The 15,756-nt window shown below is 72.2% G+C and carries 16 protein-coding genes and 1 riboswitch; of the genes, 6 read left to right on the forward strand and 10 right to left on the reverse strand.

Translation table 11 applies throughout. The features are described 5' to 3' along the window. Positions 1-7 precede the first annotated feature (7 nt). The 6 genes from ACH4UM_RS09530 to ACH4UM_RS09555 form a co-directional block, all read right to left on the reverse strand. Positions 8-979 (reverse strand): hypothetical protein, encoded by a 972-nt coding sequence (locus tag ACH4UM_RS09530; protein ID WP_398175801.1) that lies wholly within the window; start codon positions 977-979, stop codon positions 8-10. A gap of 56 nt (positions 980-1,035) precedes the next feature. Further along, positions 1,036-1,959 (reverse strand): methylenetetrahydrofolate reductase [NAD(P)H], encoded by a 924-nt coding sequence (metF, locus tag ACH4UM_RS09535; RefSeq protein ID WP_398175803.1) that lies wholly within the window; start codon positions 1,957-1,959, stop codon positions 1,036-1,038. A 186-nt stretch (positions 1,960-2,145) separates the two neighbouring features. Beyond that, the gene (gene thiE, locus ACH4UM_RS09540) at positions 2,146-2,808 is read right to left on the reverse strand and encodes a thiamine phosphate synthase (RefSeq protein WP_398175805.1); all 663 of its coding nucleotides are present in this window, start codon (positions 2,806-2,808) and stop codon (positions 2,146-2,148) included. A gap of 781 nt (positions 2,809-3,589) precedes the next feature. Next, positions 3,590-3,955: an Rv2175c family DNA-binding protein gene (locus ACH4UM_RS09545; RefSeq protein WP_398175807.1), complete on the reverse strand. Its 366-nt coding sequence runs from the start codon at positions 3,953-3,955 to the stop codon at positions 3,590-3,592. A 57-nt stretch (positions 3,956-4,012) separates the two neighbouring features. Beyond that, positions 4,013-5,242, reverse strand: a complete 1,230-nt coding sequence (locus ACH4UM_RS09550; RefSeq protein WP_398175809.1) for an NAD(P)/FAD-dependent oxidoreductase — start codon at positions 5,240-5,242, stop codon at positions 4,013-4,015. Positions 5,243-5,274: 32 nt separating this feature from the next. Next, positions 5,275-5,625: a hypothetical protein gene (locus ACH4UM_RS09555; RefSeq protein WP_398175811.1), complete on the reverse strand. Its 351-nt coding sequence runs from the start codon at positions 5,623-5,625 to the stop codon at positions 5,275-5,277. A gap of 53 nt (positions 5,626-5,678) precedes the next feature. Beyond that, a riboswitch (TPP riboswitch) is annotated at positions 5,679-5,790 on the forward strand. Here ACH4UM_RS09555 and thiO point away from each other — a divergent pair. The 5 genes from thiO to ACH4UM_RS09580 all read left to right on the forward strand — a co-directional run bounded on the left by thiO (position 5,788) and on the right by ACH4UM_RS09580 (position 11,015). After that, a complete protein-coding gene (gene thiO, locus ACH4UM_RS09560) occupies positions 5,788-7,002 on the forward strand; it encodes a glycine oxidase ThiO (RefSeq protein ID WP_398175813.1) in 1,215 nt (404 codons plus the stop codon). It overlaps the preceding riboswitch by 3 nt. Beyond that, entirely contained in the window at positions 6,999-7,211 is a 213-nt protein-coding gene (thiS, locus tag ACH4UM_RS09565; RefSeq protein ID WP_398175815.1) for a sulfur carrier protein ThiS, read from the forward strand. Before thiO ends, thiS begins: the two co-directional genes overlap by 4 nt. A 3-nt stretch (positions 7,212-7,214) precedes the next feature. Then, the gene (locus ACH4UM_RS09570; protein WP_398175817.1) at positions 7,215-8,009 is read left to right on the forward strand and encodes a thiazole synthase; all 795 of its coding nucleotides are present in this window, start codon (positions 7,215-7,217) and stop codon (positions 8,007-8,009) included. Positions 8,010-8,118: 109 nt separating this feature from the next. Further along, positions 8,119-10,068, forward strand: a complete 1,950-nt coding sequence (pknB, locus tag ACH4UM_RS09575) for a Stk1 family PASTA domain-containing Ser/Thr kinase (protein WP_398175819.1) — start codon at positions 8,119-8,121, stop codon at positions 10,066-10,068. 56 nt (positions 10,069-10,124) lie between these two features. Continuing rightward, a complete protein-coding gene (locus ACH4UM_RS09580; protein WP_398175821.1) occupies positions 10,125-11,015 on the forward strand; it encodes a deoxyribonuclease IV in 891 nt (296 codons plus the stop codon). 18 nt (positions 11,016-11,033) lie between these two features. Here the strand turns inward: ACH4UM_RS09580 and ACH4UM_RS09585 are convergent, their stop codons facing one another. Then, positions 11,034-11,690 (reverse strand): sulfite oxidase-like oxidoreductase, encoded by a 657-nt coding sequence (locus ACH4UM_RS09585; protein ID WP_398175823.1) that lies wholly within the window; start codon positions 11,688-11,690, stop codon positions 11,034-11,036. Between the two features lie 154 nt (positions 11,691-11,844). Here ACH4UM_RS09585 and bfr point away from each other — a divergent pair, with 154 nt between their 5' ends. Then, positions 11,845-12,324 carry a bacterioferritin gene (gene bfr / locus ACH4UM_RS09590; RefSeq protein WP_398175825.1) on the forward strand — a complete coding sequence of 160 codons (480 nt, stop codon included), beginning with the start codon at positions 11,845-11,847 and terminating at the stop codon, positions 12,322-12,324. 171 nt (positions 12,325-12,495) lie between these two features. Here bfr and ACH4UM_RS09595 read toward each other — a convergent pair whose 3' ends face one another. The 3 genes from ACH4UM_RS09595 to ACH4UM_RS09605 form a co-directional block, all read right to left on the reverse strand. After that, the gene (locus tag ACH4UM_RS09595) at positions 12,496-12,738 is read right to left on the reverse strand and encodes a bacterioferritin-associated ferredoxin (RefSeq protein WP_398175827.1); all 243 of its coding nucleotides are present in this window, start codon (positions 12,736-12,738) and stop codon (positions 12,496-12,498) included. A 155-nt stretch (positions 12,739-12,893) separates the two neighbouring features. Next, positions 12,894-14,246, reverse strand: coding sequence for a class II 3-deoxy-7-phosphoheptulonate synthase (locus tag ACH4UM_RS09600; protein ID WP_398175829.1), 1,353 nt, complete (start codon positions 14,244-14,246; stop codon positions 12,894-12,896). A 68-nt stretch (positions 14,247-14,314) separates the two neighbouring features. Then, the gene (locus ACH4UM_RS09605) at positions 14,315-15,676 is read right to left on the reverse strand and encodes a glycoside hydrolase domain-containing protein (protein ID WP_398175831.1); all 1,362 of its coding nucleotides are present in this window, start codon (positions 15,674-15,676) and stop codon (positions 14,315-14,317) included. Between the last annotated feature and the right edge of the window lie 80 nt (positions 15,677-15,756).

Genomic DNA, 15,756 nt, shown 5'->3' on the forward strand with positions numbered 1-15,756 from the left:
GCGCGCTTCAGAAACGGTACTGCTCGTCGAAGCCCGTGCCGTGCTGCGGCTGCTGGTGGCCGCCCCCCTGGTACGGGTAGGACTGCTGCTCGGGCGGGAGTTCGCCGCCGTAGGTCTCGTCGCTGCGCTGCTGCGGGACCCACACCCCGCCGGCCGGGGTCTCGCCGCCGTAGCCGCCGTTGGCGTAGGGGTCCTGGGTGCCGTAGCCCTGCTGGCCGTAGCCCTGCTGGCCACCGTAGGTGGTGTCGTAGGAGCCGCCGCCGTAGGTCTGGGTGCCGCTGTAGGGGTCGGAGTAGGCGGCTTGCTGCTGGCCGGTGGTGTCGTAGCCGTAACTCTGCTGCCCGTAGCCGGAGTAGTCGTACGCGTAGTTCTGGTCGGCGCCCTGGGCGGCCGTGGCGTACTGGTCCTGGGTCTGGGCCGCGCCCGCGTAGGACGACTGCGCGCCGGCCGGCTGGCCGGATGCGCCGTAGACGCCGTAGGAGCCGGTTTCGTCGGGCAGGGGCTGCGGCTCGTAGACGGCGGTGGCCTCGGCGGGGCGGGCCGGGGTGAAGACGTCGTCGCGTTCGTAGTCGTCGTCGTTCCCGTACGACAGGCCGTCCCTGGCCGTCATGGCGTCCGAGCCGCCGAGGGCGCCGTCGGCCGCATCGAGGTCGGAGACCTCCAGGGTCGGGTCCTGGCGCTCGCCCCGGCCGCGGCGGCGCTTGGCGCCTTCCGTGCCCGGGTCCGGGTGCCTGACCGCCCAGCCGGCGGCGAAGCCGCGGCGGAAGGAGAGCGTGACGTAGGTCTGACCGATCGCGAAGGCCGCCGCACCCAGACCGATGACGACGACGGAGGGGATCAGCACGCCGAGCACGACGCCGAGGAAGCCGGCGAAGGCGAGCAGCCGCCAGCGCAGCCGCGCCTTGTACTGCAGCAGCACCTCGCCGAGCAGCCACAGCGCGACAACACCGAACGCGATGTAGAGGACCGTCCAGCCCATGTACGCCCCTCTCCCAGTGGCCGCTACGCAGTGTGTCGTACGCGGGTGCGGCCGGTCTAGGCCCGCGGTGGGTGGTGCAGGCCCAGGTTCTCGTAGATTTCCAGCGTCGCCGTGGAGTTGTTGAGCGTGATGAAGTGCAGTCCGGGCACTCCCTCGGCCAGCAGCCGAGCGCAGAACTCCGTGGCGAATTCGATTCCCGTCGAGCGTACCGCCGCCGGATCGTCTTTCGCTGTGAGGATCCGCTCTTTCAGGGCGTCCGGGATGGCGGCGTTGCTGAGCTGGGGCAGCCGCTCGAGCATCCTGACGCTGGTGACCGGCATGACCTCGGGGATCACCGGGGTCTCGCAGCCGGCCGCGGCGACGCGGTCGCGCAGGCGCAGGTACGACTCCGGCTGGAAGAACATCTGTGTGATGGCGTAGTCGGCGCCCGCGCGGCATTTGTCCACGAAGTGCTCGACGTCCGAGTCCCAGTCGGCCGAGCGCGGGTGCATCTCGGGGAAGGCCGCGACGCCGACGCAGAAGTCGCCCGACTCCTTGATGAGCCGGACGAGTTCGGCCGCGTAGGTCAGCCCGCGCGGGTGCGGGACCCATTCGCCCATCGGGTCGCCGGGCGGGTCGCCGCGCACGGCGAGCATGTTGCGGATGCCGGCGTCGGCGTACTGGCCGATGATGTTGCGCAGTTCGGCCACGGAGTGGTTGACCGCGGTGAGATGGGCGACCGGGGTGAGCGTGGTGTCGGCGACGATCTGCTCGGTCTCCTTGACCGTGCCGGCGCGCGTGGAGCCGCCCGCGCCGTAGGTCACGGAGACGAAGTCCGGGGCCACCGCCTCGACCCTGCGCAGCGCGCTCCACAGGTTCCGCTCGCCCTTGGGGGTCTTCGGCGCCGAGAACTCGAAGGAGTACGTCGTCTTGCCGGCGGCGAGGATGTCACGCACGGTACGTGCGCGATCAGTCCTGGTGGATGCGGTTCCGAGGGCCATACCCGCAGGTTATCCAGGGGGCGGCGGTCCCCCAACCGAGTCCTGGAAATTTGCCTGAATTGTCGGTTTGTTGTCCACCCATCGGACAGCCCGGCCCGTTCGGGGCGCCTGGAAGGCCTCAGGCGTCCGGCACGTGAGACGACGCGGCCGCCCGATCTCCCCTGCCCGGCCCGGCGCAGCGCCCCTTCACGCCTCCTGCCTCAGCCGCCCGGCGAACTCCGCCGCCGCCGCCCCGGGGTCGTCGGCCTCGGTGATCGCCCGGACCACGACGACGCGGCGGGCGCCGGCGTGCAGCACCTCGTCGAGATTGCCCAGGTCGATGCCGCCGATGGCGAACCAGGGCCGGTCGGTGCCGAGGGAGGCGGTGTAGCGGACCAGGCCGAGGCCCGGAGCGTGGCGGCCCGGCTTGGTGGGGGTGGGCCAGCACGGGCCCGTGCAGAAGTAGTCCACGCCGTCCTGCGCGGCGGCGGCCGCGGCCTCGGACTCGGCGTGGGTGGAGCGGCCGATCAGGACGTCGTCGCCGAGCACCGCGCGGGCGGCTGCGACCGGCAGGTCGCCCTGGCCGAGGTGCAGCACGTCCGCCCGGGCGGCATGGGCGACGTCCGCGCGGTCGTTGACCGCGAGCAGCCTGCCGTGCCGGGCGCAGGCCTCGGCGAACACCTTCAGGTGCTCCAGTTCCTCGCCCGCCTCCATGCCCTTGTCGCGCAGCTGGACGATGTCGACGCCCCCCGCCAGCACCGCGTCCAGGAACTCGGGCAGGTCTCCCTGGCGCCTGCGGGCATCCGTGCACAGATACAGCCGAGCGTCGGCGAGCCGGTCGCGGACGGTGGCTGCGGCGGTGTCGGACATGCGTGGGTCCCCCCGGTTGTCGATGAGGTGTGCGGTGTGCGTTCGTGCTCGGTGTTCGACGCTGGAAGGGCGACGGTGCGGCGCCACCGCCCGTCATGGCACGGCCCACCGGTCACGGCGGCCCGCCGGCCCCGCCGGCCCGTAACGGACCCTACCCGGCCCGCCCGGCGCCTCGGCCGGCACGCAATCACCCACTGCGGACCCGGACGCCACCGGCCGCGGCCAGGGCATGGACCCACCGAGTGCAGCACGGGTCCGCCGCCCGTGCAGTGTGCGGACCCGTCGGGTACGGCATGGCACCACCGGGTACGGCCGGGACCGCCGGGTACGGCACAAGCCCACCCAGGCAGAGTGCGGACGACCGCCCAGGTACGGGCGGGACCGCACGAGCAGGGCGGACCGCACGAGCAGGGCGGACCGGCTGCGGCAGGGCCCGGACAGCCCGACCAGGGCGAGGACCGGCTGGGGCAGGGCGCGGACCCGCCAGGTACAGCACGAGCCCATCGGGTACGGCGCGGGAACCGCCCGGGCAGGGGCCCGTTCGGGACGCCCTCCCCGGGCCCAGGTCCGGACGGGGCGGGGCCGGACGGGGCAGGGCCGGGACGGATGCCCGGACCCACGGCCCCCGCGGCGGACCTCGCCCGGGCGCCCCCGCCGCTCTCGAGCGCCCCGGCCGAGCGGGGCGCCCTCGCCGCTCTCGAGCGCCCCGGCCATGGCTCCGGCCGTGGCCCCGGCTCGCGGGGCCCGTGCCTTCCTGAGTGTTGTTCCGGTGGTCGGATGGTCAGACGGCGAGCGCCTGGGCGCGGCGCTTCACCTCCGTGCCGCGATTCTCGCTGAGCGCCTGCGCGGGGGTGCCGGGCAGGGACGGGTCGGGGGTGAAGAGCCACTCGATCATCTCTTCGACCGTGAAGCCGTCGTCCCGCAGGAGTGTCAGGGTCCCGGACAGGCCCTTGACCACCTTGTCCCCGTCGATGAAGGCGGCGGGAACGTGCAGCGCGCGGTTCTCACCGCGACGTACGGCGATGAGCTGGCCCTCCTTGACCAGCTGCCGCACACGCGTCACCTCGACGCCGAGCTGTTCGGCGATGTCGGGGAGGGTGAGCCAGGCGGGGACGAGAGCATCGATCTTTGCTTCAATCTCGGTCACGGCATCAAGCCTGCCATCTGCCACTGACACTCGGAAGCCGGGCCCGTCCACCCGGGCCTACGCCGTCGCCGCCTTCAGCGGCCGCGCCGGGTCCGCCAGCAGCTCCGCGGCCATCGGCGTGCCGGCCTCGATCAGCCGTCTGCCCTGCGCCAGGTCACGCGGCCGGCCGACCGCCAGCAGGGCGACCAGCCGGCCCTCGCGGAGCCAGCAGACCGTCCACGCCGGCCCCGAGGGGTCGCCGCGCCAGACGGCGGTGTCGGCGGACGGGTGGTGGCCGGCGTACTGCACGAAGCGGCCGAACTGCTCGGACCAGAAGTACGGCACCGGGTCGTAGACCGCGGACGCCTCACCCACGACGTTGGCGGCGACGGTGCGGGGACCCTGGAGCGCGTTGTCCCAGTGGTGGACCATCAGGCGCTCCCCGTACCTCCCCGAGGGGAAGGAGGCGCAGTCGCCGACCGCGTACACGTCCGCCGCCGAGGTGCGCAGGTGGTCGTCGGCCAGGACGTCGCCGTGCTCGCCCAGGTCGATGCCGGAGCCCGCCAGCCAGGCCGTCGCGGGGCGCGCCCCGATGCCGACCACGACGGCGCCCGCGGGCAGCCGCGTGCCGTCGTCGAGCACCACCGCGCCGGGCTCGACGCGCTCCACGCGCGCGTGCGTGCGCAGCTCGATGCCGCTGTCGGCGTACCAGGCGGTCATCGGCGCGGCCACCTCGGCCGGCAGCGCCCCCGCCAGCGGCCGGTCCGCGGCCTCCACGACCGTCACCGCGCAGCCCGCCTCGCGCGCGGCGGTGGCGAACTCGGCGCCGATCCACCCGGCCCCGACGACCACGATGTCGTGCTGCCCGGCGAGTACCGGCCGCAGCCGTTCGGCGTCGTCCAGGGTGCGCAGCAGGTGCACGCCCGGGACGCCCTCGGTGCCGGGCAGCCGGATCGGTTCTGCACCGGTGGCCAGGACCAGGACGTCGTACGGCACCGGCCCGGCGGGGGTGTCCAGCACATGGGTGTCGGTGCGCACGGCCAGGGCCTCGCAGCCGAGCCGCAGTTCGAGGCCGAGCGCCTCGAAGTCGACGTCGAAGGCGGAGCCCTCGGCCTTGCCGAGCAGAACGGCCTTGGACAGCGGCGGCCGGTCGTAGGGCTGGTGGGGTTCGGCCCCGATCAGTGTCACGGTGCCGGTGAAGCCCTGCTCGCGCAGGGCGACCGCGGTCTGCACGCCGGCCATGCCCGCGCCCACGACGACCACGCGCCGCGGCTGTGACGTGCCCTGTTCCTGCGTCTGGTCGCTCACCTGATCACCATAGTCAACTGACAAATCGTCAGTCAGGGGGCGTGCGGGGTGACCTGCTCCACAACACTCGTTCCGTTGCCCGGCCGCGACTCCCACTGCCAGGTCTCCTCCAACCGCACCCTGCCGTCGGACAGTTCGGCCACCGTCGACACGCAGTGCCCGGAGGACGTCGTCCCGTCGTGCCCCAGCTGGACGTACCGGAAGTCGAGGCGGTCACCTTCCCGGGTACCCACCAGATGGCCCCGTACGACGTCGCCACCCGCGTACTCGGCCCAGATCTCCCCGTCCTTCTCGTGGTACGTGAACCGGGTGCGCGTGCCCACCTGGCCCGGGGCCTGGTCGGCGACGGGGCTCAGGACGAGTCCGTCCAGCGAGCGGGGCATGGCGGGAGGCTCCCTTACGGGTTCGATGCTCTGCGGGCTAGGGTGGCCACCGTACAAGCACTCGCGGGAGCCCGGACGCACCGGGCTGAGAGGGAGGCTGGCGGCCTCCGACCGTACGAACCTGATCCGGGTCATGCCGGCGAAGGGAGGGGCTGGACGCCCATGTCGTCTTCACGTACGTCAGACGTCCTGGTCATCGGGGGCGGGATCATCGGGCTGGTGACGGCCTGGCGCGCGGCGCAGCGCGGGTTCGTCACCGCCGTGGCGGACCCCGAGCCGGGCGGCGGGGCCGCGCAGGTGGCGGCCGGGATGCTCGCCGCGGTCACCGAACTGCACTACGGCGAGCAGACCCTGCTCGGGCTGAACCTGGCCTCGGCCCGCCGCTATCCGGACTTCGCGGCCGAGCTGACCGAGCTGACCGGCCACGACCTCGGCTACCGCAGATGCGGCACGCTCGCCGTGGCGCTGGACGCCGACGACCGGGCCCATCTGCGCGAACTGCACGCGCTGCACCGCCAGTCGGGCCTGGACTCCGAGTGGCTGTCCGGCCGGGACTGCCGGCGCCTCGAGCCGATGCTCGCGCCGGGCGTGCGCGGCGGGCTCCGGGTCGACGGGGACGACCAGATCGATCCCCGGCTGCTGGCCGGGGCGCTGGTGGCCGCGTGTGAACGGGCCGGGGTGGTCTTCCACCGCGGCTGGGCCGAGTCGCTCGTCGTGGCCCGCGACCGGGCCGCGGGCTGTGTGCTGCGCGACGGCACCGAGCTGGGCGCGGGGCAGGTGGTGCTCGCGGCGGGAAGTCTGAGCGGGCAGCTCACGGGTGTGCCGGACGAGGTGCTGCCGCCGGTGCGGCCGGTGAAGGGCCAGGTCCTGCGGCTGACCGTGCCCAGGCGGTCCGCGCCGTTCCTGAACCGGACCGTGCGGGCCGTGGTGCGCGGCAGCCATGTCTATCTGGTGCCACGGCTCAGCGGCGAGCTGGTGGTCGGGGCCACCAGCGAGGAGCTGGGCTGGGACACGACGGTGACCGCGGGCGGGGTGTACGAACTGCTGCGCGACGCGCACGAGCTGGTCCCGGGGATCACCGAGCTGCCGCTTACGGAGACCCGCGCGGGACTGCGCCCCGGCTCCCCCGACAACGCGCCGCTGCTCGGCCCGACCGAGCTGGACGGGCTGCTGCTGGCAACCGGGCACTACCGCAACGGAGTGCTGCTCACACCGGTCACCGGCGACGCGATGGCGCACGCGCTGACCACCGGCGAACTGCCCGAGGAGGCCCGCCCCTTCACCCCACGGCGCTTCCGTGCCGCCACCGCACTCACGGAGCGTACGGAGCTCACCGAACACACGGCACACCCGGCACGCACGGAGCAGCCCGCATGAACGTCTCCGTCACCATCTCGGTCAACGGGGAGCCCCTCCGGATCGCGCCGGGCACGGCCCTCGACACCGTCGTACAGACCCTGACCGCGGCGCCCTCCGGGGTGGCCGCCGCCCTCAACGAGACCGTCGTCCCGCGCACGCGGTGGTCGTCCACGGCCCTGGCCGAGGGCGACCGCGTCGAAGTGCTGACCGCCGTCCAAGGAGGCTGACCCATGGCCGACGATCCCTTCGTCCTCGGTGGTACGTCCTTCTCGTCCCGGCTGATCATGGGGACGGGCGGCGCGCCCAGCCTGGAGGTGCTGGAGCGGGCGCTGGCGGCCTCCGGCACCGAGCTGACCACGGTCGCGATGCGCCGGGTGGACCCCTCGGTGCACGGCTCCGTGCTGTCGGTGCTGGAGAGGCTGGGCATCCGGGTGCTGCCCAACACGGCCGGGTGCTTCACCGCCGGTGAGGCCGTCCTCACGGCCCGGCTGGCACGTGAGGCGCTCGGCACGGACCTGGTCAAGCTGGAGGTCATCGCCGACGAGCGCACCCTGCTGCCGGACCCGATCGAGTTGCTGGACGCGGCCGAGACGCTGGTCGACGACGGTTTCACGGTGCTGCCGTACACGAACGACGACCCGGTGCTGGCCCGCCGGCTCGAGGACGTCGGCTGCGCCGCGATCATGCCGCTGGGCTCGCCGATCGGCTCCGGGCTCGGCATCCGCAACCCGCACAACTTCCAGCTGATCGTCGAGCACGCGCGCGTGCCGGTGATCCTGGACGCGGGGGCGGGTACGGCCTCGGACGTGGCGCTGGCCATGGAGCTGGGGTGCGCGGGCGTGATGCTGGCCTCGGCGGTGACCCGGGCGCAGGAACCGCAGCTCATGGCCGAGGCGATGCGGCACGCGGTGGAGGCCGGCCGGCTGGCCAGGCTGGCGGGCCGCATCCCGAAGCGGCACTTCGCCGAGGCGTCGTCTCCCACCGAGGGACTGGCCCGGCTGGATCCGGAGCGGCCGGCCTTCTAGCACGGGGGGCGGCGCCCGGCGCGCGGGAAGCGTCACAGGTCGGTCGCAGTACAGCCCCCATTGCAACTGAAGGGGCGTTGTGTCCGTGCCGGCTCGTACACTCACCTGCGTGGATACGACCCTTCAGGACCCCCTCGTCGGGCAGGTGCTCGACGGCCGTTATCGCGTCGACGCGCGGATCGCGGTGGGCGGGATGGCCACGGTCTACCGGGCCCTGGACACCCGCCTCGACCGTGTCCTCGCGCTCAAGGTGATGCATCCGGCGCTGGCCGCCGACGGGGCCTTCGTCGAGCGATTCATCCGGGAGGCCAAGTCGGTCGCCCGCCTGGACCACCCGAACGTCGTGCAGGTCTTCGACCAGGGCGCCGACGGGTCGTACGTCTACCTCGCCATGGAGTACGTCCCCGGCTGCACCCTGCGCGACGTGCTGCGCGAGCGCGGGGCGCTGCAGCCGCGCGCCGCCCTGGACATCCTGGAGCCGGTGCTCGCCGCGCTGGGCGCCGCGCACCGCGCGGGGTTCGTGCACCGCGACATGAAGCCGGAGAACGTCCTGATAGGTGACGACGGCCGGGTCAAGGTCGCCGACTTCGGGCTGGTGCGGGCCGTGGACACGGTCACGAGCACCACCGGCGCGGTCCTCGGCACCGTCTCCTACCTCGCCCCGGAGCAGATCGAGCACGGCACCGCCGATCCGCGGGTCGACGTGTACGCGTGCGGGGTCGTCCTGTACGAGATGCTGACCGGCGGCAAGCCGCACCAGGGCGAGAACCCCGCCCAGGTGCTCTACCAGCATCTGAACGAGGACGTGCCGCCCCCGTCGGCCGCCGTGCCGGGGCTGCCGTTCGAGCTGGACGAGCTGGTCGCGGCGGCCACCGCGCGCACCCCGGACGTCCGGCCGCACGACGCGGTCGCGCTGCTCGCGCGGGTCCGCGAGGCCCGCGCGCCGCTCAGCGCGGCCCAGCTGGACGCGGTGCCGCCGCGGGCCGTGCCCGGGGAGCACGACAACGCCGAGGACCGTACGAGCGTCGTCCCGCGCGCGCTGACGATGCCGCGCCCGCTCCCCGTCAACGAGGACGACGAGGGCGAGCGGCGGGCCGCGGCCGAGGCCGCGCTCAACCGCACCAGCCGCCTGGAGGCTCCCCCGGCGCCCGCACCACGGCAGCCGGCGCGGCGGCCCCGGCGCGGCCTGCTCACGATCGTCGCCGCGGTCCTGCTGGTCCTCGGGCTCGGCGGGGGCGTGTGGTACATCAACTCCGGTCAGTTCACCAAGGTGCCGCCGCTGCTGGCGAAGACCGAGACGCAGGCCAGACAGCGGCTGAGGACGGCCGGTCTCGACGTCAAGAACGTGAAGCACGCCTACAGCGACACGGTCAGGCGCGGCACGGTCATCAGTACGGACCCCGAGGCGGGTGCCCGTATCCGCAGCAACGACTCCGTGACGCTCACGATCTCCGACGGGCCGGAGACCGTGAAGGTGCCCGACCTGCAGGACCGCCCGCTGGACGAGGCACGGGACCTGCTCAGGAAGGACGGTCTGGAGCCGGGCATGGTGAGCCGGGCCTTCAGCGAGGACGTCGCCGAGGGCTCCGTGATCAGCACGAACCCGGGCGCCGGCACGAAGCGGCACGCCGGCTCGGCGATCGCGCTCACCGTCAGCAAGGGCCGCCCGGTGGACGTGCCGGACGTCACCGGCGAGGACCTGGACCAGGCGAAGTCCGATCTGGAGAACGCCGGCCTGAAAGTGACGGTCGCCTCCGGGCAGGTGAACTCCGAGTTCGACAAGGGCCAGGTCGCCCAGCAGACCCCCACGGGCGGCGGCCAGGCCGCCGAGGGCGACACGGTCACGCTGACCCTGTCCAAGGGCCCGGAGATGGTGGACGTGCCGGATGTGACCGGCGACAGCGTCGACGACGCGAAGAAGACCCTGCAGGACGCCGGCTTCAAGGTCGAGGAGGACCGCGGTCTGCTCGGGCTGTTCGGCGACACCGTCAAGAAGCAGTCGGTCAAGGGCGGCGACCAGGCACCGAAGGGCTCGACGATCACGATCACCATCAGGTGACCGGAGGGGCAGGATCCGGTGACCGGGGACCGCGGGACGCATGACACCCTGGGCAGGTGAGCAGTCAGCGGTCCCACACCCTCCCCGGCCCCGCCCGCAACCCCGTCGGCGGCCATGTACCCGTCGCCGGCGGCCTGAACTCGGTGGGTCTGTCCTACGCCCGTGAGCTGGGGGCCGAGACCGTGCAGGTCTTCGTCGCCAACCCGCGCGGCTGGGCCACGCCCGCGGGCAGCGCCCGGCAGGACGAGGCGTTCCGCGCGGCCTGCGCCGAGGAGTCGATCCCGGCGTACGTCCACGCCCCGTACCTGATCAACTTCGGCTCGCACACCGAGGCGACCGTGGAGCGGTCTGTTCAGTCCCTGCGGCACTCGCTGCGGCGCGGACGCGAGATCGGCGCGCTGGGTGTGGTGGTCCACACCGGGAGCGCGACCGGCGGCCGGGACCGTGCCGTGGCGCTGAAGCAGGTGCGGGAACACCTGCTGCCGCTGCTGGACGAGCTCACCCACGACGACGACCCGTATCTGCTCCTGGAGTCGACCGCGGGCCAGGGCGCCTCCCTGTGCTCCCGCACCTGGGACTTCGGGCCGTACTTCGAGGCGCTGGACGCCCATCCGAGGCTGGGCGTGTGCCTGGACACGTGCCACGTCTTCGCCGCCGGACACGACCTGACCGGCCCGAGCGGCATGCACCAGACCCTGGATCTGCTGGTGGACACGGTCGGTCCGGGCCGGCTGAGGCTGATTCACGCCAACGACTCCAAGGACGTGGTCGGCGCGCACAAGGACCGGCACGAGAACATCGGTTCCGGCCACATCGGCGAGGACCCCTTCCGCGCCCTGATGACCCATCCCGCCACCGAGGGCGTCCCGCTGATCATCGAGACCCCGGGCGGCAAGGAGGGTCATGCGGCGGACGTGGAGCGCCTGAAGAAGCTCAGGGACGGCTGAGGAGGCCGGTCCACGGCGTCACAGCTCGGGCCCGTCCTCCGGTTCCTCCTGGTAGGAGTAGCGCTGTTCCTTCCAGGGATCGCCGATGTTGTGGTAGCCGCGCTCCTCCCAGAAGCCTCGGCGGTCGGCCGTCATGTACTCCACGCCGCGCACCCACTTGGGGCCCTTCCAGGCGTACAGGTGGGGGACGATCAGGCGGAGCGGGAAGCCGTGCTCGGCGGTGAGCAGTTCGCCGTCCTTGTGGGTGGCGAAGAGGGTGCGCTCGGCGGCGAAGTCCGCAAGGCGCAGGTTGGAGCTGAAGCCGTACTCCGCCCACACCATCACATGGGTGACGTTCGGCCCGGGCGGGGCGATGTCCAGGATGGTGCGGGCGGGGATGCCGCCCCACTCGGCGCCGAGCATGCTGAACTTCGTGACGCAGTGCAGGTCGGCCACCACGGTGGTGTACGGCAGGGCCGTGAACTCCTCGTGCGACCAGCAGTGCTTCTCGCCGTCGGCGGTGGCGCCGAAGACCCGGAACTCCCAGCGCTCCGGCCGGAACTTGGGCACCGGCCCGTAGTGCGTCACCGGCCAGCCCCGCTGAAGTCGCTGCCCCGGCGGAAGCTCCGGCTGCGCCGCGCCCCCCGGCACTGCTCCAGACGCGTCCCCAGATGCGCGTTCCGCCGGCTGACCCATGCCTCCATCCTGACAGACCGGAGGGGGTGCACATGACCAGCCCCGGACCGATTCGGGCAACTCGTACTAAGCATGTACTTACTGGACGGTCGTGTGCGCCGGTGAAATCATGCGGCGCAGCCTGCCAGTTCCCCGCGCGGAAGGAGCCTCTGCGATGCAGGGCGACCCAGAGGTCATCGAATTCCTCAACGAACAGCTCACCGGCGAGCTCACCGCGATCAACCAGTACTTCCTGCACGCGAAGATGCAGGAGAACCTCGGCTGGTACAAGCTCGCCAAGTACACCCGGCGCGAGTCGTTCGACGAGATGAAGCATGCCGAGGTGCTCACCGACCGGATCCTGTTCCTCGAGGGCCTGCCCAACTACCAGCGGCTCTTCCATGTCCGGGTGGGGCAGACGGTCAAGGAGATGTTCGAGGCGGACCGGCAGATCGAGGCCGAGGCCATCGACCGGCTGCGGCGCGGGATCAAGATGATGCGCGAGAAGGGCGACATCACGTCCGCCAACATCTTCGAGGACATCCTCGCGGACGAGGAGCACCACATCGACTACCTGGACACCCAGCTGGAGCTGCTGGACAAGCTCGGCGAGGCGCTCTACATCGCCCAGCTGATCGAGCAGCCGGAGAGCTAGTGCTGTCGCCGGAGCGGTTTGCCGGAGAGCTCGCGGCGTCCGGTGCGGTGCATCGCAGGGCGGAGCATCGCCCGCGTACTGGATGTACTCGGGTGCTGCGACAACGCGGCGAGGTGCCGTGCCGGGCGTCGCGAGCCGGTGAACCTTTCCGGTCGCAGCACGGGCTCCGGGTCAGGCGGCTTCGGGGAGGCCCGTGGCCTCGTCGAGCTCCGGGAGCAACGGCCTGCCCTGGCCGGCCGTCTCGCGGCGCGGGCACGCCCCACGGCCGAGGATGGCCTGAATCCGACGTACGCACGACCCACAGTCGGTGCCGGCCTTGCAGGCGGAGGCGATCTGGCGGGGGGTGCAGGCACCGTCCCCCGCGTGCTTCTTCACCTGCGCCTCGGTGACGCCGAAGCAGCTGCAGACGTACACGCGGATTCACCTCCCGACGGGATCGCTGTATCACTGCCGTCCCGTTTTCCGGTGAGGCAAACCTAACCTTACCCGCCCCGGAGTGGACGCAAAAGTGGGAAGGGCGCGGATCCCGTGTGATCCGCGCCCCAGGGTGACTACCGATCCCGGTACCTCTACTGGTCCCGGTACATCTCCGCGACGAGGAACGCCAGGTCCAGGGACTGGCTGCGGTTCAGCCGCGGGTCGCAGGCCGTCTCGTAGCGCTGGTGCAGGTCGTCGACGAAGATCTCGTCGCCGCCGCCCACGCACTCGGTGACGTCGTCACCGGTGAGCTCGACATGGATCCCGCCCGGGTGGGTGCCAAGGCCCTTGTGCACCTCGAAGAAGCCCTTGACCTCGTCGAGCACGTCGTCGAAGCGGCGGGTCTTGTGCCCCGAGGCCGCCTCGAAGGTGTTGCCGTGCATCGGGTCGGTCACCCAGGCCACCACCGCTCCGGACGCCGTGACCTTCTCCACCAGCTCGGGGAGCTTGTCGCGGATCTTGTCGGCGCCCATCCGGACGATGAAGGTCAGCCGGCCCGGCTCCCGGTCGGGGTCGAGGCGCTCGATGTACTGCAGCGCCTCCTCGGCCGTCGTCGACGGGCCGAGCTTGATGCCGATGGGGTTGCGGATCTTCGAGGCGAACTCGATGTGCGCGTGGTCCAGCTGCCGGGTGCGCTCACCGATCCACACCATGTGCGCCGAGACGTCGTACAGCCGTCCGGTGCGCGAGTCGACCCGGGTGAGAGCCGACTCGTAGTCGAGCAGCAGCGCCTCGTGCGAGGAGTAGAACTCGACGGTCTTGAACTCCTCCGGGTCCGTGCCGCAGGCCCGCATGAAGTTCAGCGCGTTGTCGATCTCCCGCGCCAGCTGCTCGTAGCGCTGACCGGACGGGGAGGACCTCACGAAGTCCTGGTTCCAGGCGTGCACCTGGCGCAGGTCGGCGTAGCCGCCGGTGGTGAAGGCGCGCACCAGGTTCAGCGTGGAGGCGGACGCGTGGTACATCCGCTTCAGCCGCTCCGGGTCCGGGACACGGGCCGCCTCGGTGAAGTCGAAGCCGTTGACGGAGTCGCCCCGGTAGGTCGGCAGCGTCACCCCGTCGCGGGTCTCGGTGGGCTTGGAGCGCGGCTTGGAGTACTGGCCGGCGATCCGGCCGACCTTGACCACCGGCACCGAGGCGGCGTACGTCAGCACGGCGCCCATCTGGAGCAGGGTCTTGAGCTTGTTGCGGATCTGGTCGGCGGACACCGCGTCGAAGGCCTCGGCGCAGTCGCCGCCCTGGAGGAGGAACGCCTCTCCCTTGGCGACGGCCGCCATCCGGGCGCGCAGCTGGTCGCACTCGCCCGCGAAGACGAGCGGCGGATACGACTCGAGGTCCGCGATCACTGCGCGCAGAGCCTCGGGGTCGGGGTACTCGGGCTGCTGCGCCGCGGGCAGGTCTCGCCAGGTGTTGCCAGCGCCGGCGCTGGTCTTAGCGTTCACGGTCACCCCCTAAACATTACGGGGTCGCCTCGCGAGGCCATTCATCTGCTCATTGTTTGAGACAGATCCCGGACTCACGGGGTACCGCTGCCGACGTCCAGCTGGTTGCGGTCGATGTTGATGGTCACCTCACCGTACGTCTCCCTCTGGTCCCCCGCGTACTGGTGGATGCGCTGGTGGTCCGGCCACAGGCTGGCCGGGAGGGCCGGGTCGGCGGTGGTGTCGTCGTCGTTCCAGCGGGCGAAGTGGATCACGTCGGGCAGGGTGGTCGTCCTCGCGTTGGCCACCAGGTCGGCGACGAGGGACGAGACGCTGCCGTACGCACCGGAACGGAAGCCCAGCTCGTGCAGCCGTACGGTCCAGGCCTTGAGGTAGTCGAGCACCTGTGCGGTGACGGTTCCGCCCCGGTCGTACTGCTCCAGGTCGTTGTAGATCACGGTGCCCTTGTCCAGCCCGAGCGCGCCGGCCTGCGCGACCGCGTCCTCGGCGGCGGCCCTGCCCTGCGGCACCGGATCGGTGATGGCGGTGCAGGCGTCCCCGCAGCTGCTGGCACTGGACTGCGGCCCGACGTAGAGCGGGAAGAAGCGCCACCCGTTCGCGTACTGCGTCTGCACCCACTGCGCGGTCAGCTTCGTCTGGTTGCAGGCACGGTTGACACCGCCGATGTAGATGCCGATCGCCGAGTAGGGCGAGGCGGTCTTCCAGGCGTTCATGGACGTCTGGCCCGGCGCGGTGCAGGCGTCGAAGCCCCTGCCCTGGTGGGTGGTCGCGACGGCGGGGACGGTGTTCGTGGGGGCGGCCCCGGCCGGCTTCTCGGCGCGGGCGGCGGCCACGGGCAGTCCGGCGCTGTCCAGGACCCGCCGGATCCGCTCCCGGTCGCCGCCGTACACGGCCGTCACGGCGATTCCGTCGGCGCTCGCCCGGTAGACCTGGGCCGTGCGGTTCTCGGTCACGGCGCTCTTGGTGGGGGTGGTGGCGGGCTGCACCCAGAGGGACTCGGTGCGTCCCGTGGCGCGGGCCGGGCAGTCCTGGCGCTCGCCCGGTGTGCCGAGGTAGACGGCGTGCCGGTCGAAGCGGACGCAGGCCGTCGGGTCCCGTTCGAGGTCGACGACCTGCCAGTCGGCGGGAACGGTGAAGGTGTGGCCGCGGTAGTCGACGGTCCTGGTGCCGTGGTCGGGCGAGGGCGCGGCGGTGGCGGGCGCGCCGGCGCCGAGGGCCGCGCAGGCGGTCAGTGTCGTGAGCGCGCGCAGGGCCCGTAGTCCGGTCCGGCGGCGTGGCCATGGTGATCGTGGTGCGGAAATGGCTGACTCCTCGGTCGGGCACGAGTGCTGTTGAAGAGGGGCTGCGGAACTGGGGCGGGGGAAGAAGGGCGCGGAAGAAGGACTGGGAGAACCGGGACGGCAATCGGCTCTCGTGTGACGGACGCCCTCTTCCACCCCGCGCGCCCCCGGGAAACCGGCGTGTGGTGCGTCCGGGCGAAGGCGTGGGCGGACCGGAGTCGGGCCGGACCGGGTGG

It is taken from the genome of Streptomyces sp. NPDC020801, assembly GCF_044334385.1.
Taxonomy (GTDB): Bacteria; Actinomycetota; Actinomycetes; order Streptomycetales; family Streptomycetaceae; genus Streptomyces.